The organism is Streptomyces sp. A5-4, from assembly GCF_051131715.1.
In the GTDB taxonomy this organism is placed as follows: domain Bacteria; phylum Actinomycetota; class Actinomycetes; order Streptomycetales; family Streptomycetaceae; genus Streptomyces.
Genome location: NZ_CP178591.1, coordinates 5238291 through 5259883 on the forward strand (window position 1 = coordinate 5238291; position 21593 = coordinate 5259883).

The 21593-nt window shown below is 68.1% G+C and carries 23 protein-coding genes; 11 read left to right on the top strand and 12 right to left on the bottom strand.

All coding sequences use genetic code 11. The features are described 5' to 3' along the window. Positions 1-38: 38 nt before the first annotated feature. The 4 genes from ACLLJJ_RS24465 to ACLLJJ_RS24480 all read right to left on the bottom strand — a co-directional run bounded on the left by ACLLJJ_RS24465 (position 39) and on the right by ACLLJJ_RS24480 (position 2263). On the bottom strand, positions 39-281 hold the full coding sequence (locus ACLLJJ_RS24465) for a hypothetical protein (protein ID WP_434595378.1): 243 nt from the start codon (positions 279-281) through the stop codon (positions 39-41). Continuing rightward, the gene (locus ACLLJJ_RS24470; RefSeq protein ID WP_434595380.1) at positions 278-835 is read right to left on the bottom strand and encodes a hypothetical protein; all 558 of its coding nucleotides are present in this window, start codon (positions 833-835) and stop codon (positions 278-280) included. Before ACLLJJ_RS24470 ends, ACLLJJ_RS24465 begins: the two co-directional genes overlap by 4 nt. Positions 836-1160: 325 nt before the next feature. After that, a complete protein-coding gene (locus ACLLJJ_RS24475; RefSeq protein ID WP_434595382.1) occupies positions 1161-1412 on the bottom strand; it encodes a DUF397 domain-containing protein in 252 nt (83 codons plus the stop codon). Beyond that, positions 1409-2263, bottom strand: coding sequence for a helix-turn-helix domain-containing protein (locus ACLLJJ_RS24480; RefSeq protein ID WP_434595384.1), 855 nt, complete (start codon positions 2261-2263; stop codon positions 1409-1411). Before ACLLJJ_RS24480 ends, ACLLJJ_RS24475 begins: the two co-directional genes overlap by 4 nt. A gap of 108 nt (positions 2264-2371) precedes the next feature. Here ACLLJJ_RS24480 and ACLLJJ_RS24485 point away from each other — a divergent pair, with 108 nt between their 5' ends. Together ACLLJJ_RS24485 and ACLLJJ_RS24490 are read left to right on the top strand one after the other, a co-directional pair. Next, complete coding sequence (locus tag ACLLJJ_RS24485) at positions 2372-2686, top strand: DUF6415 family natural product biosynthesis protein (RefSeq protein ID WP_434595386.1); 315 nt, start codon at positions 2372-2374, stop codon at positions 2684-2686. 221 nt (positions 2687-2907) lie between these two features. After that, positions 2908-3785, top strand: a protein-coding gene (locus ACLLJJ_RS24490) for an IS5 family transposase (RefSeq protein ID WP_434595388.1) whose coding sequence is annotated in 2 segments (ribosomal slippage) — positions 2908-3258 and positions 3261-3785 — 876 coding nt in all. Because the reading frame shifts where the segments join, the coding sequence is not laid out codon by codon here. Between the two features lie 139 nt (positions 3786-3924). Here ACLLJJ_RS24490 and ACLLJJ_RS24495 read toward each other — a convergent pair. Beyond that, positions 3925-4329 (bottom strand): type II toxin-antitoxin system PemK/MazF family toxin, encoded by a 405-nt coding sequence (locus tag ACLLJJ_RS24495; RefSeq protein ID WP_283517545.1) that lies wholly within the window; start codon positions 4327-4329, stop codon positions 3925-3927. A 166-nt stretch (positions 4330-4495) separates the two neighbouring features. On the opposite strand from ACLLJJ_RS24495, the gene ACLLJJ_RS24500 reads away from it, so the two are divergent. Beyond that, the gene (locus tag ACLLJJ_RS24500; RefSeq protein WP_434600506.1) at positions 4496-5731 is read left to right on the top strand and encodes an IS701 family transposase; all 1236 of its coding nucleotides are present in this window, start codon (positions 4496-4498) and stop codon (positions 5729-5731) included. A gap of 104 nt (positions 5732-5835) precedes the next feature. On the opposite strand, the gene ACLLJJ_RS24505 is transcribed toward ACLLJJ_RS24500, so the two are convergent. The 5 genes from ACLLJJ_RS24505 to ACLLJJ_RS24525 form a co-directional block, all read right to left on the bottom strand. Then, positions 5836-6297, bottom strand: coding sequence for a hypothetical protein (locus tag ACLLJJ_RS24505; RefSeq protein ID WP_434595390.1), 462 nt, complete (start codon positions 6295-6297; stop codon positions 5836-5838). Between the two features lie 599 nt (positions 6298-6896). Beyond that, the gene (locus ACLLJJ_RS24510) at positions 6897-7358 is read right to left on the bottom strand and encodes a hypothetical protein (RefSeq protein WP_434595392.1); all 462 of its coding nucleotides are present in this window, start codon (positions 7356-7358) and stop codon (positions 6897-6899) included. A gap of 81 nt (positions 7359-7439) precedes the next feature. Further along, a complete protein-coding gene (locus tag ACLLJJ_RS24515; protein ID WP_434595395.1) occupies positions 7440-9266 on the bottom strand; it encodes an alpha/beta hydrolase in 1827 nt (608 codons plus the stop codon). 7 nt (positions 9267-9273) lie between these two features. Further along, complete coding sequence (locus ACLLJJ_RS24520; RefSeq protein ID WP_434595397.1) at positions 9274-9717, bottom strand: hypothetical protein; 444 nt, start codon at positions 9715-9717, stop codon at positions 9274-9276. Between the two features lie 109 nt (positions 9718-9826). Beyond that, positions 9827-10063, bottom strand: a complete 237-nt coding sequence (locus tag ACLLJJ_RS24525; RefSeq protein ID WP_434595399.1) for a hypothetical protein — start codon at positions 10061-10063, stop codon at positions 9827-9829. Between the two features lie 334 nt (positions 10064-10397). Here ACLLJJ_RS24525 and ACLLJJ_RS24530 point away from each other — a divergent pair, with 334 nt between their 5' ends. The 7 genes from ACLLJJ_RS24530 (at position 10398) to ACLLJJ_RS24560 (ending at position 18870) form a co-directional block, all read left to right on the top strand. Next, a complete protein-coding gene (locus tag ACLLJJ_RS24530) occupies positions 10398-10646 on the top strand; it encodes a helix-turn-helix transcriptional regulator (protein ID WP_434595402.1) in 249 nt (82 codons plus the stop codon). Beyond that, positions 10643-11215, top strand: a complete 573-nt coding sequence (locus ACLLJJ_RS24535) for a hypothetical protein (protein WP_434595404.1) — start codon at positions 10643-10645, stop codon at positions 11213-11215. The genes ACLLJJ_RS24530 and ACLLJJ_RS24535 overlap by 4 nt, the downstream gene beginning before the upstream one ends. Positions 11216-11411: 196 nt before the next feature. After that, entirely contained in the window at positions 11412-12914 is a 1503-nt protein-coding gene (locus ACLLJJ_RS24540) for an aldehyde dehydrogenase family protein (protein WP_434595406.1), read from the top strand. Between the two features lie 147 nt (positions 12915-13061). Then, on the top strand, positions 13062-14594 hold the full coding sequence (locus tag ACLLJJ_RS24545; protein WP_434595409.1) for a GMC family oxidoreductase: 1533 nt from the start codon (positions 13062-13064) through the stop codon (positions 14592-14594). A 74-nt stretch (positions 14595-14668) separates the two neighbouring features. Next, positions 14669-15817 (top strand): quaternary amine ABC transporter ATP-binding protein, encoded by a 1149-nt coding sequence (locus tag ACLLJJ_RS24550; RefSeq protein WP_434600507.1) that lies wholly within the window; start codon positions 14669-14671, stop codon positions 15815-15817. Next, the gene (locus ACLLJJ_RS24555; RefSeq protein WP_434595411.1) at positions 15814-17841 is read left to right on the top strand and encodes an ABC transporter permease; all 2028 of its coding nucleotides are present in this window, start codon (positions 15814-15816) and stop codon (positions 17839-17841) included. The genes ACLLJJ_RS24550 and ACLLJJ_RS24555 overlap by 4 nt, the downstream gene beginning before the upstream one ends. A gap of 72 nt (positions 17842-17913) precedes the next feature. Next, positions 17914-18870, top strand: coding sequence for a glycine betaine ABC transporter substrate-binding protein (locus ACLLJJ_RS24560; RefSeq protein ID WP_434595414.1), 957 nt, complete (start codon positions 17914-17916; stop codon positions 18868-18870). 64 nt (positions 18871-18934) lie between these two features. Here the strand turns inward: ACLLJJ_RS24560 and ACLLJJ_RS24565 are convergent, their stop codons facing one another. Next, positions 18935-19435, bottom strand: coding sequence for a carboxymuconolactone decarboxylase family protein (locus ACLLJJ_RS24565; RefSeq protein ID WP_434595417.1), 501 nt, complete (start codon positions 19433-19435; stop codon positions 18935-18937). A 47-nt stretch (positions 19436-19482) separates the two neighbouring features. Here ACLLJJ_RS24565 and ACLLJJ_RS24570 point away from each other — a divergent pair, with 47 nt between their 5' ends. Beyond that, positions 19483-20919, top strand: a complete 1437-nt coding sequence (locus ACLLJJ_RS24570) for a PLP-dependent aminotransferase family protein (RefSeq protein ID WP_434595420.1) — start codon at positions 19483-19485, stop codon at positions 20917-20919. 50 nt (positions 20920-20969) lie between these two features. Here the strand turns inward: ACLLJJ_RS24570 and ACLLJJ_RS24575 are convergent, their stop codons facing one another. Continuing rightward, positions 20970-21380, bottom strand: coding sequence for an STAS domain-containing protein (locus tag ACLLJJ_RS24575; RefSeq protein WP_434595423.1), 411 nt, complete (start codon positions 21378-21380; stop codon positions 20970-20972). Between the last annotated feature and the right edge of the window lie 213 nt (positions 21381-21593).

Consider the following 21593-nt stretch of genomic DNA (forward strand, 5'->3'; position numbering starts at 1 on the left):
CGGCAGCCGATCGACCGGCCGTCGGGGGCGGCGGTGCGTCAGGCGGCGGCGTACGGCTCCTGCGGGCGGCAGTCGGCGCACCGCCCCGGCTCGTGCGATCTGAAGACGCGCTCGCACCCGTCGCAGTCCTGGAGCGGTACGACGGCCACTCGGTCGGGCCCGAGCGTCGGCGGCGCGGAAGGCGGCTCGGGCGGCTGCCAGTTCGCAAGCCGGTACGCGAGCAGCCCGGCCGGCCGCGCGAGCGGCTCCCGGGGAAGCCCGCCGATGAGCGTGTGCGTCACCTGGGCATCCGGGATTCCGAGGTCCAGCCAGGTGGTGACGGCCGGGGCGAGCGCGTGGCATCGCGTACGGACAGGGTCAGCCGGGGGTCGCGGAAGCGCAGCGCGGCCAGCAGGGCGACAGCGGGCCGCTGCCGTTCCTCCTCCTCGGGCGAGAGCGCGGGCGCGGTCGCGCGCGGTCGCTTCACCAGACTGACCCGGCGTACGGCGACCGGCTGCACACCCGGCCGCTCGTAGTACGTCGTCCTGGTCACGATCCGCTGACCTGCGGTGCGGTGCTTCGCGCGCTGGAGATACCCGGCGGCCTCAAGTTCCTTGAGAGCAGCGGCGATCCGGTACTCGCTCTCCGGGAACCGCGCCGCCAGTGTTTTGATGCCGACCGACGCGCCGTCCGGCAGCGACTGGATGTGCACGGCGAGACCGATCGCGATGGCGGACAGCGACCGGTGCTGAGCGAGGTGGTTACCGACGACGGTGAAGTGCGTCTCGTGCCGGTGCCGGACGTGCGTTACGCCGCCGCTGGAAGAGGGCGCGGGGATAGACTTGTCCGAAGTCATGGGGAAGCTCTTTTCTTCCTGATGATCAGGCCCTCGGACCGGGATTGCCGTCCCGCCGGGGGCCGATTCTGTGTGCTGTTGTGGGCGCCGCACAGGCGACGCGTGGAGTTGTTCTGGCGCGAACGTACCGCGCCGATCCCGGAATATGCCACCCCGTCACCTGATCGGGTGACATGCCAATTGCTCCAGCGGATGGGGGAGTTGGAGGGGGAGGTTGGAAAGTTTCTTTCCCCGAGTCCTTTAGGGGCGCGAGCCCACCCGCGAAGCGGCCCGCCGAGTCGCGGCGAACCACGATCCGGCGGGCCGAGGGGGCGACTTCCCAGCGTTACGCCCCGCTGACCTGCGAGGACGCGTACGCGACGAAGGCCGCCCAGGGCGCGGGGGCGACGTCGAGTATGGGGCCGGTCGTGATCTTGGAATCGCGGATGTGGATGGTGGTGGGGTGCGCGGAGACCTCTACGCAGTCCTGGCCGCCGTTTCCACTGTGGCTGGACTTGCGCCAGGCGTATGCGACTTCGATGCATTCGCCGCCACCGCCATCGCTGTAGCTGGACTTGAACCAGTTCAGGTTGTTCATCGTTCTCCCGTCACCAACTGCCGGATGAACTCCGCCGATTCCTCGGGGGAGAGGGCTTGGCTCTGGAGGATTCCATACCGCCTAGCGATCTTGCTGACAGGACGCCGATCGCCGATCAGGCGGCCGTTGTCCTGAACTTCCAGGTAGACGCCGACTTCTTGATCGGCTCGCTCGACCAGGGTGAATGAGCCGCCCAATCCAGCATGGGTGAAGCGTTCCGTCGGCATGACCTGAATTTCGACATGTCGCAATTGCCCGACCACCAGGAGGTGATTCAGCTCCTGACGCATGACGTCCCACCCACCAATCGGCCGCCGCAGCGTGACTTCTTCCAGGATGAAGCTGAGGGACGCGGCCGGCGTACGGGTGAGGAGCTGCTGTCGAGCAAGTCGGGCGGCCACTCGGCGTTCGAGTTCCTCGTCGTCCAGGGCAGGTCGGTAAGCGAGGTGGACGGCTCGTGCGTACGCCTCGGTCTGGAGCAAGCCATGGATCAACTGCGCGTTGTACGTAGACAACGCAACCGCCTCCGCTTCCGCCGCCGCGAACGGCTGGAACCACGAAGGGTGCGGCTCCTTGAGCTGCTCGTTCACCACCGACGTGAACACCTTCGGCACCTTGAAGACCCGCTCCAGCTGCTCCGCCAGGTCCATCCTCAGTGGTCGCCGCCCCTGCTCGACACTCCCGATCTGGGACTCCGAGAACCCGGCCCGATCGCCAAGCTCCCGCTGGGTCAGCTCCGCGCCCTCGCGCAGCGCCCGCATCTGGGTGCTGAGGATGCGCAGGCTTACGGGGACGTTCTCGTCGTACTGATTCGGATTCTGGTTCTGATGGTTGTTGCGATCGTCGGTCACGCCGACACTCCCTCGCCGCCTCGTACGGAACCGGCGACGGCCCGTACAGCAGACCCGTACGCCGCGTCAGGCTCGTAAAGCTAGCCCTGAGCAGGGCACATTCGAGACATGAACGAGGAAACCCCACACGAACGAAGTGACGTGCACAGCGCGCGAGTTGCGACGGCCGAGGAGACCGTCCTGCTGCTGCGTACACACATCGGACTGCTCGCCCCGGAGGTCGAAGCGCTGGCACTGAGCCTCCCGCAGGGCGAGCAGGGCCGCTGCCTGGCCCTGGCGTCGGTCGCCGAGGCCCGCCGCAAGCTGCGCGCGGGGGCGACGGCGGGGACAGGGGCGGCGTATCGCGCGGAGCAACTGGGGCGGGTGTGCCGCGCGTTGATCTACCACTGGGAGGAACTGGCGGCGGCCGAGCGACGGCGCTGAGGCGCCAGTTGGGAAGTGGGCCAGCAGATCAGGCTGCAGGTCAACGAAGGTGAAGACGTCGCCGAGTTCGGGACGCCGTTCCCAGCGTACGGCGAGTCGCGGAATTGGTGGAGAAGGGCGAAGGTCTGCTCGGCGCCGAAACGGCCCTTACCCAGGCCCCTTGAGGTTCGGGTGCTAGGACGTGTTTGAGATGTTGATCAAGGTTATGAAATGATCTTGGGATGTCTCGTGGTGACCTGACGGACGCGCAGTGGGATCGGCTGGAGCCGCTGTTGCCTCCGATACCGAAGATGGGCCGGCCTCCGAGGGATCGGCGGCAGGTGTTCGACGGGATCTGGTGGCGGGCCCGGACCGGCTCGCCCTGGCGGGATCTGCCCGAGCGGTACGGGCCCTGGGAGACGGCATATGCGGTGTTCCGGCGCTGGCAGGTCGACGCGACCTGGACCCGGATCCTGACGAAGTTGCAGGTCAAAGCGGATGCCGACGGGATCATCGAGTGGGAGGTCTCGGTCGACTCCACCGTGTGCCGCGCACATCAGCATGCCGCCGGGGCCCGCAAAAAGGGGCTGACGATCCGGGCCGGCCGCGCGAGGACGGCCTGGCGGCCGAGCCGGACGACCACGGTCTCGGACGTTCGCGCGGCGGGTTGACCACCAAGATTCACCTCGCCGTCGACGCTTCCTTCCACGTCCTGGCCGCTGTCATCACCGCCGGACAGAAGGGTGACGCACCGGCCTTCGAGCAGGTGATGGCCCGGATCCGTGTCCCCCGGACCGGTGGTGGGCGCCCACGGACCCGGCCCGTCCACGTGCTTGCCGACCGGGCCTACTCCTCCCGCGCCATCCGCTCCTACCTGCGCAAACGACAGATCCCGCACACCATCCCGGAGAAGCGTGACCAGGCAGGACACCGCCTCCGACGAGGTTCGGCAGGCGGACGCCCACCTGCCTTCGACCGCGAGATGTACAAACGCAGGCACAAAGGCGAGTGCCGATTCGCCCTGCTGAAGCAAGCCCGTGGCGTCGCCACGAGATACGACAAACTCGCCGTCCGCTACGAAGCCACCGTCCAACTCGCCTTGATACGACAGTCGCTATGACCACATCTCAAACACGTCCTAGTACTCCAGCCGTAGTTCGTGATCTCGATGGTGAAGGGTGCCGAGGAGACAGGTGGCCAGCGTTGATCGTCTGGACGAGATCGGCCACGCCATCGGGAGGTGTCGGTTCCTTCCCTGCCTACCCGAGGCCGCCGAGACGGAGGGCGTCCCTTATCTCGCTGAGCTTCGCGGTTGTCGCCGGGGTCCGCTCCTTCGCCTGTCCGCTGAGACGGAGGGCATCCTCAATCTCGCTGAGTTTCGGGGAGGACAGGACGCCTGCCCGCTCGATCAGGTCGTCCCGGGACACGGTGGTTAGCCACGTGCAAGGGGTAAAGCCTGGACGCGCGAGGGCGAACCGCAGCACGCCTTCGAAAGGCAGTCCTTCCATGGCGCCAACTCGCACTTCGACGCCCAGACCGCTGATGTCGACGCCCGCCGGAGCGACGACCTGCATCGCCCGGATCCCGGACGCGTCGTCTACCGACAGCAGTACGACCAGCCGCCGCTCGTCGAACTCGACCCACCAGACTTCGCCACGTTGCACATGTCCTCCTGACACAGGACGGCAGGCAAACGCTGCGCGACCCTGACACGCTGTGGAGACGGGTGCGGCCACCGTTGATCATCGGTGTGTGAAGACAAACGATCATGTGGTGGCCGCAGGTCACAGCGTAGACCCTGCCCGCTGGCAGGAGGCTTTCGAGGGCCTGATGAGCCGGATCGCAGGCCGGTTCACGCGGGTCGAACCCCGGCGTCGGGTCCGGCAATTGGTACTCGGCCTGCTGTCGGACCTGCCGCGCAAGAACTGCTGGACCATCGCCGAGTGGGCCGGAGAGAGGACCCCGGACGGCATGCAGCACCTGCTCGGGCGGGCCAAGTGGGACGCCGACCAGGTCCGCGACGACGTGCGTGGCTACGTGGTGGAGCACCTGCACGACGGCCAGGCGGTTCTGGTAGTCGACGAGACCGGCGACGTGAAGAAGGGCAACGGCACGGTCGGCGTGCAGCGGCAGTACACCGGCACCGCGGGCAGGATCGAGAACGCCCAGGTTGCTGTCTACCTGGTCTACGCGGGACGACGCGGACACGCCGCGGTGGACCGGGAACTATACGTTCCTCGCTCCTGGACCTCCGACTCCGACCGCTGCCGGGCCGCCGGGCTCGGCGAGGAGACAGGGTTCGCGACCAAGCCGGAGTTGGCCGCTCGCATGGTCGCCCGGTTCCTGGACGCCGGCCACCGGGCCGCCTGGGTTGCGGGGGACGAGGTCTACGGCGGCAACCCGACGCTGCGAACCACGCTGGAGGAACGCGGCACCGGCTACGTCCTCGCGGTGGCCTGCTCGCACGAAGTCACCACAGGCGCCGGGAAGTTCCGCGCGGACGCCCTGGCCAAGAAGGTGCCCAAGCGGGCCTGGCAGAAGCTGTCCGCAGGGGCCGGAGCCAAGGGCCACCGCTTCTACGACTGGGTCGTCATCGACCTCGTCGACTCCCGGCCCGGGAATCGCCAGTTGCTCATCCGCCGCAACCGCAGCACCGGCGAACTCGCGTACTACCGCTGCTACTCGCCCGCACCGGTGCCGCTGACCACCCTGGTGCGAGTTGCTGGATCAAGGTGGCGGGTGGAGGAGTTCTTCCAGTCCGGCAAGGGCCTGGCCGCCCTGGACGAGCACCAGGTCCGCCGCTACCCGTCCTGGTCCCGCTGGGTCACCCTGGTCATGCTCGCCCACGCCTTCCTGGCCGTCGTCCGCGCGGACGAACACGCCCGCCACCCCGCACCCGAAGCCCTCATACCGCTCACCTGCAACGAGATCCAACGACTGTTCGTCACGCTCGTCGTCCAACCCGTCCACGACGCCGTCCACCGGCTCGGCTGGTCCGACTGGCGACGCCGCCACCAGGCCCGATCCCAGGCCAGCCACTACCGACGACAAGCCACTCAGGCATGAAGATCACGATCTACGGCTGGAGTACTAGGTGGCGTACCCATCCCCCAAGCCTCGCGGGGAGTTGGACGGCTACGAGCTCCAACGGCGGCCCGGCGTACGGCCTCTCAGAAGCGTTCGACCTCTTCGCCGTCCGGGGTCTTATAGCAGCCGGACACCAGGTCCAGGCTCAGCATCGGCGGGTCGCTCTTCGCCATGTTGGTGACCATGACGCTGACCTTCTTCTTGTCGTTGTCGGCGGTCAGGGTGATGCTTTTGTTTTTGCTGGTATTCGGTCCGTATTCAACGATCTTCCACCCTTGCTTGGGCAGTTCTCTCTTGAGTCGCTCCATCGCTTTGTCGAGGTCTTTCGCCGAGGCGGGTTTGAAGGACCATGGATGGAAGATGCGGAAGTATGTCTCTGTGTCCTTTCCTGAACAGTCCATTACTCCCGGAAGGTTCTCTGACGTCTTTCCCTTCACGCCCAGCAGATCATAGATCTCGCTGGAGATCTTTTCCATTGTGTCGGCGGCGTCGAGCGAGGCGCTCGTACCGGCGAACGGGACGCCATCGCTCTTTTCGTCAGTCATGCCACATCCTGTCAGGACAATGAGTGCAAGGGGTACGGCGAGCACAGAGGCACGCGTTCTGGTCTTCACGTCTGAGCTCTCCTACTTGGAACGCGTTACTTCTTCACTCGTCAATGGGTTGGGCGGCGGCTTCAATTGCGCTTCATCATCCTTCCCCGCTACCACCAGGCCCTGATTATTCAGACTTCTAAACCCCTCATCCCAGTAACCGCTGTGGCCCTCGACAGGAAGTCGGGGCGGCGGTGCGGGCGCCCCGATCCGGCCGGCCACGCGACTGGAGCGGTGGCAGCAGGCTGGCGTCTTCGACTGGCTGCACCGCGTCCTGCGCACTGAACTGAATGCAGCCGGCCAACTCGGCCGGTCCCGTGCGTGCGTGGATGGCTCCTCTGTCCGCGCGAAAACGGGGAAAGCCGCGACCGGCCCGTTTTGTGTCGGCCGACCGGCACAAAACGGGTAGCAGATACCGCCTGATCTGCGACGGACACGGCGCCCCGCGCCAGCCGGTATCGCGGGGAGTTGGACGGCCAAATCCAGTGGCCCGTCATTCGTATCGCAAGATCGCGTTACGAGCTCTAACGGTCGCTCGGGCGTACGGCCTCTCAGAAGCGTTCGACCTCTTTGCCGTCCGGGACCTTGTAGCAACCGGACAGCAGGAACAGGCTCAGCTTCGGCGGGTCGTTCTTCGCCATGTTGGTGACCTCGACGCTGACCTTCTTCTTGTCGTTGTCGGCAGTCAAGGTGATGCTTTTGTTCCTGCTGGTATTCGGTCCGTATTCAACGATCTTCCACCCTCGCTTGGGCAGTTCTCTCTTGAGTCGCTCCATCGCTTTGTCGAGGTCTTTCGCCGAAGCAGGGGTGAAGGCCCACGGATGGAAGATGCGGAAGTATGTCTCTGTGTCCTTTCCTGAACAGTCCATTACTCCCGGAAGGTTCTCTGACGCCTTTCCCTTCACGCCCAACAGATCATAGATCTCGCTGGAGACCTTTTCCATTGTGTCGGCGGCGTCGAGCGAGGCGCTCGTACCGGCGAACGGGACGCCATCGCTCTTTTCGTCAGTCATGCCACATCCTGTCAGGACAATGAGTGCAAGGGGTACGGCGAGCACAGAGGCACGCGTTCTGGTCTTCACGTCTGAGCTCTCCTACTTCGAACGCATTACTTCTTCACTCGTCAATGGGTTGGGCGGCGGCTTCAATCGCACTTCATCATCCTTCCCCGCTACCACCAGGCCCTGATTAATCAGACTTCTAGACCCCTCGTCCCAGTAACCACTGTGGCCCTCGGTGTCCGTGGTCATCTGGTTGGCACCGAATTGCTCGTCGCTGGGAATTCTGAAGTTGATGCCGTCCCCGCCGTGTCCATAGCGGCCGAGATCCGGGACCACGTCCCCCTCGGCTTCCGCGTTCCACACATGCCCCTTGGGGACATCCATCTCATCGGCACCCGACACCTTGACACCGGGGCTGCCCGCGAAAACGACGTCATCGGCGTTGAGGTTCCCTGTCTCGGCCGCTGCGCCGACCAGGGTCGTCCCGTACGAATGGCTGATCACGGTACGGTGCGGTGCCGCATCGCCGGTGTGTGATGCTTCCAAGCTGTCCAAGAACCCGTTGAGCGCAGGTGCGCCGTCGTACGCGTAGTGCTCGAACGGGGCGTCCTTGGGGATGGAATCAGGCGCGTCGTATCCGAGCCAGGTGATGGTGGAGACGGACTTGCCGTCAGCGTTGGCGTCGGCCACGCTCCACACATTGACCATGCGGTTGATGTCGCCCTTGACCGTTCCGAGCTCCGCTGTCGTACCCGGCACGTAGACCGCCTGGTGATCCGCGGTGTCCGGGTTTCCGTTGGCGAGGATCGCGCGGCCGTCGCCCTCGGTGCTGAAGCCCAGCAGATAGGCCTCGGGCAGTCCTTTCGTGCCGGTCTGGTCGAAGCGGTTCTGGATCGCGTCCATGCCGTCGATGGATTTGTGGGCGCCCTTGCGTGCTTCATCCCACTTCTTCCACGCCACGCTGTCCACCTTGACGCCCTTCATGGTGGTGCCGGTCATGGGGTTGAGGTAATCCGTCTGCCGCGTCGGCTCCGGATTCTTCTTGAGCCACGCGTCGTACTCGACCTGTGCGGTGCCTCGGGCCTCGGCGAGCACCATTCGGTTCGCCTCGTCCCGGACCGTGGACGGTAGCCCGTCAAGGTTGCCCACGGAGTCCGCCCGCATGGAGATCCACGCTGCCTGCTCGTCGGCGTCAAGGCCCTTCCACCACTCCGCGTTGGCCTTCGGGTCGCCCTTTTCGGGCGGCTGCGGCAGCGAGTCGACGTACTGCTTGCCCGCCGCCTCCACACCCTTGGTGTCCGACGAGACGTCGGCCCAGTCCCGGTCGCTGACGGTCAGATCGTCGTCCGCCTTCAGCGCCCGCAGCTTCGGGGCCCACTTCGCGTCGACCTCAGTCGCTTCCGTGAGGGCCGTTGAGATCCTGTCCGCGCAGTCCTGGGCGAGGCGGGCCTTGGGGTTGGGGTTGAAGTTGGCCGCCTGGCGGCCGATGGCGGAGGCGGTGTCATCCGTCAGATTGGCGGACTGGCCGCCCTCCGGGGTCTTGCCGTCCTTTCCCGGCTCCCCGCCCGGCGGATAGCTGACCGAGCCGTCGGCGTTCACGGTGAGGCCCCCGGCCTTCGCGTCCGCCAGAGCCCCGTCGAGCTTCTTCTTGGCCGCTTCCATCTCGTACGAGAACGCGACCAGGGCCGAGCCGACGAGGCCGCACTCGGTCTGGATGTAGTGAAAGTTCTTCCCCAGCTCCGTGAGCTGGCCGATCGCCGCCGTCGCGGCCTCGCCCTTCAACGACTTCCGCATGGCTGCGGAGATCTGATTCTCGATGCGGTCTTTGGCCGCACTCGCCATGTCCGAGGTGCTGCGGTATCCGTTGGCCGCCTCCGCGTACTCCGTCGGCTTGAGGGCCTTGAGTGTCGCAAGATCCATGACGTTCCTACCGTCCCTTGCCGGGGCCGCCGACTGCGGGAGTGTCGCTGTAGGCCACCTTCAGGTTGCCGATCTCGGCCATGACCGCTTCGTCGGTCTTCAGTTGGTCGTTGCCGATCTTCTCCAGCAGGCCCGCGAGCTTTCCGCACCGTCGGTTCACACTCTTGACGTAGCTCTCCCAGGATCCGTGAATTTCCCTCTGGGCGCCCGCAGTCCGGCAACCAGTGTCCGCTCCCAGCCCGTTCTGGCCGTCGGAGAGCTTCCCGAGCGCCTTGCCTATGCCCTCTTGGAACGAGCCGATGTCCTGGCCCGCCTTGGCCCAGGCGGCCTTCTTGGACACCACAGTTCCGGTGTCGCCCCCTGAACCGGGCTCCGCCTGATTCAGATGCATTTGTGTGGTGTGCTGCTCGGCTGCCGCGGCCTTGAGCTGCTCCCACTCCTCCCATGCCATGTATGCCTCCCCGTTCTCCGTGCTGCGCCACCAGACCACATACGTGTGCTAACGCAATGTTGCGATGATCGACACGTACGATACGGCGTCCTTGGGCGTGCCCGCTGCGTTAGCTCTGGTTGACAGTTGGGGCTTCGCTCGTGGTCATCGAGGGACTGTGCGGGATGTCGGCCGTGTGCCGTCCACCCGAACCAAGGACGCTCTTCCCGGTCCCGTTGATGCTGCCGGTGAGGTCCGCGAAGTTCGAGGTCGGCGCGGGGGATTCGTCGATGCCCGACGTCAAGTCGTGGGCGTAGGCCGCGGTCGTAGAGGTCAGCGCGCCGGAGACGGCCAGTGCGGCGGCCACGGTGACGCCAACTCTGTAATCTTCCCAGCTGCTTCGGCGCCCCACACAGCACGGCCCAACGAGGCATAGGCGCCGGGGAGTTCGCGGGATGCCTGCGGGTGCCGCCGGTCGTCCACCGGCTTCGGCCCCGGCGGTCGCTGTGGCCAGATGCCGGCAGTGGCTCGATCAGTGCCCACAAGCCGTCATCCACGATCCACGGCCGAGTCGGCACGGTTCGGGTCGGCGCACTTCCTGGATCCGAAGGGTCCGGGCCCCGACCCCACCCCCTCAACCCGGCTCGCTACGGCAGCCACGCTGGTTGCACTCCCGCTGTGGAATGTAGTACTTCTTATACATGAGCGAGCAGGTGCACAACAGGTTGGCGATGGTCCGGGCGGAGCGCGAAGTGTCCCGTCAGGCCCTTGCCGAGGCGGTCGGGGCGCATTACCAGACCATCGGGTACATCGAGCGCGGGCAGTACAACCCGAGCCTCGATCTCGCGCTGAAGATCGCCGAGTTCTTCGAGCTGCCGGTGGAGGCGCTGTTCTCCCTGCGGCCGATGCGATCGCTCACCGACGAGGTCTACGGGAGGAAGCAGTCATGAGGGCTACGGAGCAGCGGGCGGACAAGCAGCCGGACGGGCAGCCGGACGGGCGGGTGACGCGGGGTGCGCGTTACGACCGGGCCATGTTCGCGCTGATGAACCGCGAAGAGGCGAAGGTCATGCACGCCACCGCCGCCCGCAGGCGGTCCGTCGTCGGCGCGCATGCCGTGCTGACCGTCGTCATGGTGGCGTCCTGGATCGCGATGGTCTTCGACGACCGGGTGTGGGCGCTCGTCACCATGGCCGTGGCGCTGGTCCCCTGGATCTTCGCTACCGGCGTGCTCAACAGCGCCACCCGTGGCCTCCTGGAGCTGCGCCGCCATGTACTGGACGAGCGTCAGCTCGCCGAGCGTGATCGCGTGCAGGCCCGCTCGCACCGCCTGATGACGTGGGTGCTGCTGGTCGCCGCCCTCGGTACCGGTGCGGCGGGCGCGCTGGGTGACCTGCGGGTCGAAGGGCTCATCGCGCCCGTGCTGATCTCCCTGCTGGTCCTGCACTCCCTGATGCCGCTGTGGGTGGCGGGGCTGCGGGTGCAGGACGAGGCCGGCGAGGATTGTGACGGTCAGTGACGATGCCTGTGGTGACCTGAGCGCCCCCATTTCGCCCTTATCTGCACCTTAAGTTCCGTAATGCTGCGTGATGCGGGGCACTTTCGGCCATGAGTTACGCATGGTTTCCGCCCCCGTGGGGAGGGGGCCCGGTTGCTGGTTCTTGCCAGTCAGGAACCAGCCAGGAATAAATCGGGAACGGAAGGCTAAACGCGACGTGTCGGCACAAAAGACCATCCATGTGGGCGGGAAGTGGCAAGCAGCCGCCTCCGGCGCCACGCGTGACATCCTCGACCCCGCGGACGCCATGCCGTTCGCCGTCGTCGCCGAAGGCGGGGTCGCGGACGTCGACGCCGCGGTGGCAGCCGCCCGTGCGGCGTTCGACGAGGGCGACTGGCCGCGCACCCCGGTGGCCGAACGTGCCGCGCTGCTGCGCCGCGTCGCCGAGCTGCTCCAGCGCGACCGCGAGGAAATCGGTCTGCTGGAGAGCCGCGACGCCGGAAAGACCCTCGAAGAGGGCCGGGTCGACGTCGACTGCGTGAGCGACGCCTTCAGCTACTTCGCCGACCTCGTGATGAACGAGAGCGGCGGCCGGGTGGTGGACGCCGGTTCCCCCGAGATCCACAGCGTCGTCGTACATGAACCGGTCGGCGTCTGTTCGCTGATCGCCCCCTGGAACTATCCGCTGTTGCAGGCCAGTTGGAAGATTGCCCCGGCTCTCGCCGCAGGCAATACTTTTGTGATCAAGCCCAGCGAGATCACCCCGCTGACGACCGTCGCGCTCATCGAGCTGCTGGTCGAGGCCGGTCTCCCGGCCGGTGTCGCCAACCTCGTGACCGGCGCCGGCGACCCCGTCGGCGCGCGGATGTCCGAGCACCCCGACGTCGACCTCGTGTCGTTCACCGGCGGACTCACCAGCGGCACCAAGGTGATGCAGGCCGCGGCCGTCACCGTGAAGAAGGTCGCCCTCGAACTCGGCGGCAAGAACCCCAACGTCGTCTTCGCCGACGCCTGCGCCACCGAAGAGGGCTTCGACACCGCCGTCGACCAGGCACTGAACGCCGCCTTCATCCACAGCGGCCAGGTCTGCTCGGCCGGTTCGCGCCTGATCATCGAGGAGTCGGTGCGCGAGCGCTTCGTCGCCGAACTCGCCCGCCGCGCAGCGAAGATCCGCCTCGGCCGCGGCACCGCCGACGGAGTCGAGTGCGGGCCGCTCGTCTCCGCGCAGCAGCTGGCGAAGACCGAGATGTACGTCGCCTCCGCCCTGGAGGAAGGCGCGGTGCTCCGCTCCGGCGGCGCCCGCCCCGAGCCGTCCGACGTACGCCCCGCCGAGGGCTACTTCTACGCGCCGACCGTCCTCGACCAGTGCCACCGCGAGATGCGCGTCGTACGCGAGGAGGTCTTCGGCCCCGTCCTGACGGTGGAGACCTTCCGCACCGAGGACGAGGCCGTCACGCTCGCCAACGACACCGAGTACGGCCTGGCCGGCGGCGTGTGGACCGCGGACGCCGGGCGCGCGCGGCGCGTCGCGGGCCGGCTGCGGCACGGCACGGTGTGGATCAACGACTTCCACCCCTACCTCCCGCAGGCGGAGTGGGGCGGCTTCGGCAAGTCGGGCGTCGGGCGCGAACTCGGTCCCGCCGGGCTCGCGGAGTACCGCGAGGCGAAGCACATCTATCAGAACCTGAATCCGCAGCCGGTGCGGTGGTTTGCGGGCTGAGTTTTTCCCCTACCCGCCCCTTCCCGAACTGGGGCTCCGCCCCAGGCCCCGGTCCTCAAACGCCGGGCGGGCTGTATTTCGCTGGGGCGCGCTGAACACGCTGGACAGGCCGTGATCGTGGCCGCACGAAAAAAGGAGCAGCAACCCATGCCCGTATACGACTACGTCGTCGTCGGGGGCGGCACCGCAGGATCGGTGATCGCATCCCGTCTCACCGAGGACCCCTCCGTCCGCGTGGCCGTCATCGAGGGCGGGCCCTCCGACGTCGACCGGCCGGAAGTCCTCACCCTGCGCCGCTGGATGGGCCTGCTCGGTGGGGAGCTCGACTACGACTACCCCACCACTGAGCAGCCGCGCGGCAACTCCCACATCCGGCACAGCCGCGCCCGCGTGCTCGGCGGCTGCTCCTCGCACAACACCCTCATCGCTTTCCAGCCGCTGCCCTCCGACTGGGACGAGTGGGCGGCGGCCGGGGCCGACGGCTGGGACGCCGCGGCCATGGGCCCGTACTTCCACAAGCTGCGCAACAACATCGTGCCGGTCGACGAGAAGGACCGGAACGCCATCGCCCGCGACTTCGTCGACGCGGCGCAGGCCGCACTCGACGTGCCGCGCATCGAGGGCTTCAACAAGAAGCCCTTCCACGAGGGCGTCGGCTTCTTCGACCTCGCGTACCACCCGGAGAACAACAAGCGCTCGTCCGCGTCGGTCGCGTATCTGCACCCGTTCCTGGACCGCCCGAACCTCCACATCATGCTGGAGACCTGGGCGTACAAGCTGGAGCTCGACGGCGGCCGGGCCACCGGTGTGCACGTCAGGACCAAGGACGGCGAGGAGATCCTCGTCGAGGCGAGCCGCGAAGTCCTGGTCTGCGCGGGCGCGGTGGACACCCCGCGGCTGCTCATGCACTCCGGCATCGGCCCCCGCGCCGACCTCGAAGCGCTCGGCATCCCGGTGGCCGTCGACCTGCCGGGCGTCGGCGAGAACCTGCTGGACCACCCCGAGTCGGTCATCGTCTGGGAGACGGACGGGCCGATCCCGGAGAACTCCGCGATGGACTCCGACGCGGGTCTGTTCGTGCGCAGGGACCCCGAGTCCGAGGGCCCGGACCTGATGTTCCACTTCTACCAGATCGCGTTCACGGACAACCCGGAGCGCCTGGGCTACGAACGCCCCCCGCACGGGGTGTCGATGACGCCGAACATCCCCAAGCCGCGCAGCCGAGGCCGGCTCTTCCTCACCAGCGCGGACCCGGCGGACAAGCCCGCGCTGGACTTCCGTTACTTCACGGACGAGGACGACTACGACGGCCGCACACTGGTCGACGGCATCAAGATCGCCCGGGAGATCGCCAAGTCCGAGCCGCTGGCCCGCTGGCTCAAGCGCGAGGTCTGCCCGGGGCCCGACGTCACGTCCGACGAGGACATCAGCGAGTACGCGCGCAAGGTCGCGCACACCGTGTACCACCCGGCAGGGACCTGCCGAATGGGTGCTTCCGGTGATGAACTGGCCGTAGTGACGCCGGACTTGAAGATTCGCGGCCTCGAAGGCATCCGTATCGCCGACGCATCCGTCTTCCCCACGATGCCCTCTGTGAACCCGATGATCGGGGTCCTCATGGTCGGGGAGAAGTGCGCCGAAATGCTTGCTGGAACCACTGCACCGGGAGGTGATGCGTGATGACCGACCTCAAGAAGAGCACCGAAATAATCGACGGCATGAACGACGGAACGAGCGGCGACCCGGCCGACGGTATGAACGACGACAAGGGTGCCGCGACAAAAACCGCGACGAACGCCGAAGCGAAAACCGCGAAGAACACCGAGGCGAACGCCGCCGAACCGGTCTTCTCCGTACGCAATCTGTGGAAGGTGTTCGGCCCGAAGGCCGACCGCATACCCGGCGACGAAGAGCTCGCCGCCCTGCCCGCCGAAGACCTCACCGCGCGTACCGGCTGCACCGCCGCCGTCCGCGACGTGAGCTTCGATGTGCGCAAGGGTGAGGTCTTCGTCGTCATGGGCCTCTCCGGCTCCGGCAAGTCCACGCTCGTACGCTGCCTGACCCGGCTCATCGAGCCCACCGCCGGATCCCTCGCCTTCGACGGCGAAGACGTGATCGGCATGGACAAGAACCGGCTGCGTGAACTGCGCAAGCATCGTGCCGCCATGGTCTTCCAGCACTTCGGGCTGCTGCCGCACCGCACCGTCCTCGACAACGTCGCGTACGGCCTGGAGATCCAGGGCGTCGGCCGCGCCGAGCGCCGCGCCAGGGCCCAGGAGATCGTCACCAAGGTCGGCCTCGAAGGCATGGAGCTGCGCAGGCCCGGACAGCTGTCCGGCGGCCAGCAGCAGCGCGTCGGCCTTGCCCGCGCCCTCGCCGTCGACCCCGAAGTGCTCCTCTTCGACGAGCCGTTCAGCGCGCTCGACCCGCTCATCCGGCGGGACATGCAGGAGGAGGTCATGCGCCTGCACCGCGAAGAGGGCCGCACGATGGTCTTCATCACCCACGACCTCAACGAGGCCCTGCGCCTCGGCGACCGCATCGCCCTGATGCGCAACGGCGCCATCGTTCAGCTCGGCACGCCGGAGGAGATCGTCTCCAACCCGGCCGACGACTACGTACGCGACTTCGTCCGCGACGTCCCGCGCGAGCAGGTCATCTCCGTACGCCGCGCGATGCGTCCCGCCGAGGCCGGCGAGGCCGAGACCGGCGCCGCGCTGACCCCGGACACGCTCGTCGTCAACGCGATCGAGGCCGTCGCCCGCAGTGGCGGCCACTGCCGTGTGGTCGACGCCGGGCGCACCATCGGGGTCGTCGACCACGAGCGGCTGCTCGCCGTCGTCGCCGGTATCGACGGCACGGCGAACCGCGATACCCAGGACAAGGAGGTGGCGGCCGTATGAGTGCCGCCCCGAATTCCGTCCTCGACAAGCCCGACGCACCCGGCGTGCCCGTCACGCCCGAGCCCGTGAAGGGCGCCCCGGGGCCGCTGGCCAGGATCGCCGGGAACCCCCGGGCGATGCTGCTGCTCGCCGTCCTGCTCGTCGCGGTCGTCAGCGCGGTCGTGACGTCCGGCAGCGGCGCGTGGCCCGCCGACCTCACGGTCGACATCCGCTCCCCGCTCGACGACCTGAACCGCTGGCTGGTCGACAACCGGACCACCCACCCGCTCTTCCTCTACTTCCTGCTGCACATCAGCAACACGGCGGAAAGCTCCGTCGACGGTGTGCTCAGCCTGCTCGAAACCCTCGGCTTCATCGGTGTGACCATCGCCGCCGTGCTGGTCGCCTGGTACGCGGGAGGCGCCGGACTGCGCCGCCGCGCACTGCGCACCGGGGGCACCGCGCTCGGCACCTTCCTGGCGATCGGCCTGCTCGGCATGTGGGAACCGGCGATGGAGACGCTGGCCCTGATGATCGTCACGGTCACCGCCGCGGCCGTCGTCGGAGCCCTGCTCGGCCTCGCCGCCGGACTCTCCGACCGCTGCGAGCGCCTCCTGCGCCCGGTGTTCGACACCATGCAGGTGCTGCCGGCCTTCTCGTACCTGCTGCCGTTCGTGCTGCTCTTCGACATCGGCATCCCGTCGGTGTTCGTCGCCACGGTGATCTACGCGGCCCCGCCGATGGCCCGCCTCACCTCGCTCGGCCTGCGCGGCGCCGACGCCGCCGCGCTGGAAGCGTCCGCCTCGCTCGGCGCGAACGCCCGTCAGCAGCTGCTGACGGCGCGGCTCCCGCTGGCCCGCAAGCAGATGCTGCTCGGCCTCAACCAGACGATCATGATGTGTCTGTCGATGGTCGTCCTCGCGTCGATGATCGGCGCGGGAGGCCTCGGAGACGAGATCTTCACCGCGCTCTCCACGATCGACGTCGGCCTGGCGCTGCCCGCCGGTATCGCGGTCGTCATGATCGCGATCTGGCTGGACCGTACGACCGCGGCGGCCGGGGAGCAGCTGGACGACCCGTCGGCCGTCGAGCGCGGTACCTCGTGGATCCTGTGGCCCGCCATGCTGGTCCTCACGGTCGGCGGCGCCCTGCTCGGCCGGGCGCTCGGCAAGCAGGAGTGGCCCGAGGGCTGGACCGTGTCGATCAGCGGCCCGGTCAACTCGGTGGTCGACTGGATCGAGGACGAACTGGGCTCCGGCGTCCCCGTCCTGGGCGGCACCCTCACCTGGTCCGAAGGCTTCGCCAGCTGGGTGATCAACCCGGTGCGCGACCTGCTCCAGACCACCCCGTGGTGGTCACTGGTGCTGGTCGCCGGTGTGCTCGGCTTCCTGGCCGGCCGCTGGCGCGCCGCCATCACCGTCATGGCCTCGCTCGGCGCGATCGGCGCGATGGGCCTGTGGGCCCGCTCGATGGACACGCTCTCGCAGGTCCTCGCCGCGCTCGTGGTGACCCTGCTGCTCGGCTTCGCGATCGGTGTCCTCGCCGCGCGCGTGGAGCGCGCGGAACGGCTGATCAGGCCGGTGCTCGACATCATGCAGACGATGCCGCAGTTCATCTATCTGATCCCGGTGATCGCCCTGTTCAGCGGCGGTCGGACGGCCGCCGTCGCCGCGGCGGTGGTCTACGCACTGCCCGCCGTCGTACGCATCACCACCCAGGGGATCAAGCAGATCGACCCCGCGGCCCTGGAAGCGGCCCGCTCGCTCGGTGCCACCACACGCCAGCAGCTCTTCCAGGTGCAGCTGCCGCTGGCCAGGCCCGCGCTGCAGCTCGCCGTCAACCAGGGCGTGGTCCTGGTCCTCGCCATCGTCGTCATCGGCGGCATGATCGGCGGTGGCGCGCTCGGCGTCGACGTCGTCAAGGGCCTCGCCAAGGGCGACCTGGGACTCGGCATGACGGCCGGTCTCGCGATCGTCTGCCTCGGCCTGCTGCTCGACCGCATCACCCAGACCGGCGCCGCCGCGAAGGCGCGCGACAAGGTCTGATCCGGCCCCCTCGGGCCCCCACAGTTTCTGTCGTTTCTCTCAGATCTTCTGTCAACGAAAGAAGTCGTTCTCGTGAAACTCAGCAAGCGGATACGTACTACCTCCGTCGCCGGAGTCGGCATCCTCGGCATGCTCGCCCTCAGCTCCTGCGCCGCGGAGACCAAGAAGGAGGCCTCCGACGAGGTCACCCTCACCGTGCCGTCCTGGGTCGGCGCCCGCGCCAACGCCGAGGTCGCCAAGGTGATCATGGAGAAGGAGCTGGACGTCAAGGTCAAGCTCCAGCAGCTCGACGAGCCGGTCGCCTGGGACGCCCTGAACAACGGCAAGGCCGACACGATCATGGAGGACTGGGGCGGCGCGCCCAAGAAGGCCGCGCTCTACATGGACGAGAAGAAGACCGTCGTCAAGGGCGGCGACCTCGGCGTCGAGGGCCACATCGGCTGGTTCGTGCCGAAGTACTACGCGGACGCCCACCCGGAGATCAAGACCTGGAAGGGCATCAACAAGCTCGCCAAGGACTTCTCCACCGCGGGCAGCGGCGAGGGCAAGGGCGAGCTCCTGGGCGCGGCTCCCTCGTACACGACGTACGACGAGCACCTCATCAAGAACCTCAAGCTCAATCTCCACGTCAAGGAGACGGGCAACGAGGCCGCCCAGATCAAGGAAATCCAGCAGAAGTACAAGGACAAGCAGCCCTTCATCACCTACTGGTGGGAGCCGCAGTGGCTGAACGCCGACATCGACCTGGTCGAGGTGAAGCTGCCGGAGTTCAAGGAAGGCTGCAACGTCCCGGAGACGAAGACGAACTGCGCCTACGCCGACACCCCGCTCCAGAAGTACCTGAACGCGGACTTCGCGAAGGACGGCGGTGACTCCGCCGAGTTCCTCAAGAACTTCAAGTGGACCACCGAGCAGCAGAACGCCGTCGCCAAGTCGATCGCCAAGGACAAGCTGACCGGTCCGGACGCGGCCGAGAAGTGGGTCAAGGAGAACAAGGCGGTCTGGGAGGCCTGGCTCCCCAAGAAGTAGTACGCGGCGCGTAGCGAACAGCAGGTGCCGGGCGCCCCAGGACGGGGTGCCCGGCACCGCTGCGTCAGACCTTGGCCGAGCCCGGCGTGTAGTGGCCCGGGACCATGCGGGTGGTCACCGCGATGCGGTTCCAGGAGTTGATGACCATGATCACGGCGATCAGCTGGGCCAGCTCGGCCTCCTCGAAGTGCTTCGCGGCGCGCGCGAACACCTCGTCGGGCACGAACCCGTCGGTCAGTACGGTCACGGCCTCGGTGAGCGCCAGCGCCGCGAGCTCCTTGTCCGTGTAGAAGTGCTGCGACTCCTCCCAGGCGCTGAGCTGGATGATCCGCTCGGCGGACTCGCCCGCCGCGAGCGCGTCCTTGCTGTGCATGTCGATGCAGAACGCGCAGTGGTTGAGCTGCGAGGTGCGGATCTTGACCAGCTCGGCCAGGACCGGGTCCACGCCCTTCCTGGACGCCGCGTCGAGCGCGACCATGGCCTTGTAGACCCCGGGGGCCAGTTTGCCCATGTCCAGCCGGGCGGGGTGTTCCGGAGCATTTGCGTGAGTTGTCGTAGTCGTCATGCCTACGACGTTACGGGTCCGGTAGCCCACGGGTATGGTCCATTTCTGTGACTGATCCCTGGGCCACTTCCGCGGTGGCCGCCCACGTCGCCGCCGGCGTCGACCTGCACGTTGAGCTGGCCGGCCCCGGTCTGCGCAGCGGCCTGACGCACGCCCTGCGCGAAGCGGCGCGCACGGGCCGGCTGGCACCCGGCACCCGGCTGCCGTCCTCCCGCTCGCTCGCCGCCGACCTGGGCGTGGCCCGCAACACCGTCGCCGACGCGTACGCCGAGCTGGTCGCCGAGGGCTGGCTCACCGCCCGGCAGGGCTCGGGCACGAGCGTCGCGCAGCGGGCGGCCGTGCCCAGGCGGGCCGCGCCCGCAGCCGCGCCCAGGCGGAGGACCCCCGGGAAGCCGGCGTACAGCCTGCTGCCCGGCGCACCCGACCTCGCGTCCTTTCCGCGCGCCGAGTGGCTGAAGGCGGCCAGGCGCGCCCTGACCGAGGCGCCGAACGAGGCCTTCGGCCTGGGCGACGCGCGCGGGCGCCCGGAGCTGCGTACCGCGATCGCCGGGTACCTGGCGCGCTCGCGCGGGGTACGCGCCGACCCCGAGCGGATCGTGGTGTGCTCCGGCTTCGTGCACGGGCTGACGCTCATCGCGAAGGTGCTGCGGGGGCGCCGGGTGCGGGAGATGGCCGTGGAGTCGTACGGCCTCGACATCCACTGGGACCTGCTGGCGGAGGCCGGGCTGCGGACCGTGCCGCTGGGTTTCGACGCGCTCGGTTCACGCACCGGCGAGCTGATGGGGCTGCGGGGCGCCGGGGCGGTGCTGCTGACGGCCGCGCACCAGTTCCCGATGGGCGTCCCGCTCCACCCGGAGCGCCGCTCGGCCGCGGTGGACTGGGCGCGGACGACGGGCGGCCTGGTGCTGGAGGACGACTACGACGGGGAGTTCCGCTACGACCGCCAGCCGGTCGGCGCGCTCCAGGACCTCGACCCGGAGCGGGTGGTGTACCTCGGCACGGCCGGCAAGGCCCTCGCCCCCGGGCTGCGGATCGGCTGGATGGTGCTGCCCGAGGCGCTGGTGGAGCCGGTGACGCGGGCCAAGGGCGCGTTCGAGTGGACCGTGAGCTCGCTGGACCAGCTGACTCTCGCGGAGTTCGTCGAGTCGGGGGCGTACGACCGCCATGTGCGCGGCATGCGGCTGCGCTACCGGCGCCGCCGCGACCAACTGGTGGCGGCGCTCGCGGAGCGGGCGCCGGACGTCCGGGTCACCGGGATCGCGGCCGGGCTGCACGCGGTGCTCGAACTGCCGCCGGGCACCGAGGACTCCGTGGTCAGGGCCGCGGCCTGGCAGGGGCTCGCGGTGTACGGCCTGGGCCGGCACACCCACCCGTCCGCGTCGGCGGCGGCGCGGCGGCGGGACGCGCTGGTCGTCGGGTACGGGACGCCCCCGGACAGCGCCTGGGCGGGGGCCCTGGACGCGCTGTGCCGGGCGCTTCCCTAGGGAGACGCCCGGCACGACGGGGTGGTGTCAGGGGTGGCGTCCGGCGGCCTCTACAGCAGCGCTTCTTCCAGCGTCGCGGTCCTGGCGAGGCGGTGGTCGGTGGCCCGCGTGGCGTGCAGCAGCCGCTCCACGGCGGGCGAGCAGGCCGCGAGGCACAGCCTGCGGCCCCGGCGTCGCCAGCCGAGCACGGCGTTGAGGAAGCCGCAGTCGCAGAAGGTGATGCGGGCCGCGTCGATGACGAGCCGGGTGTGGCCGAAGGCGGCCGCGGAGGTCAGCATCGCGTGCAGGGGAGCGGCGGTGAAGCGGTCGATCTCGCCCTGGAGGGCGATCACCAAGGTGTCGCCGTGGGTGCGGCAAGCGGCCACGATCTGCGCATGTCTGCTCGGGGCGGCGTTGCCACGGGGGCCGGAAATGGTCCGGGTGAGAGTGGGCAGTATGTGGGACGGGCTCGCGGTATTCACGCCGTCTGCAACGAGGAAACGTGGCGCGCGGGTACCGGCGCGGTCCGTTGATCACTCTCTCGGACGGGGCGAACGGGGGAGCCCCGGCCGGACGGGGGGACCGACCGGGGCAGTCTGTGAGTGCAGGTATGAAAGCCTACATAAATATGAACGGTCAACCAGTCCGTCGTGTTCCCGCCCGCTGAAACTTTTTTCGGCAGCGGCTCCCCTCCG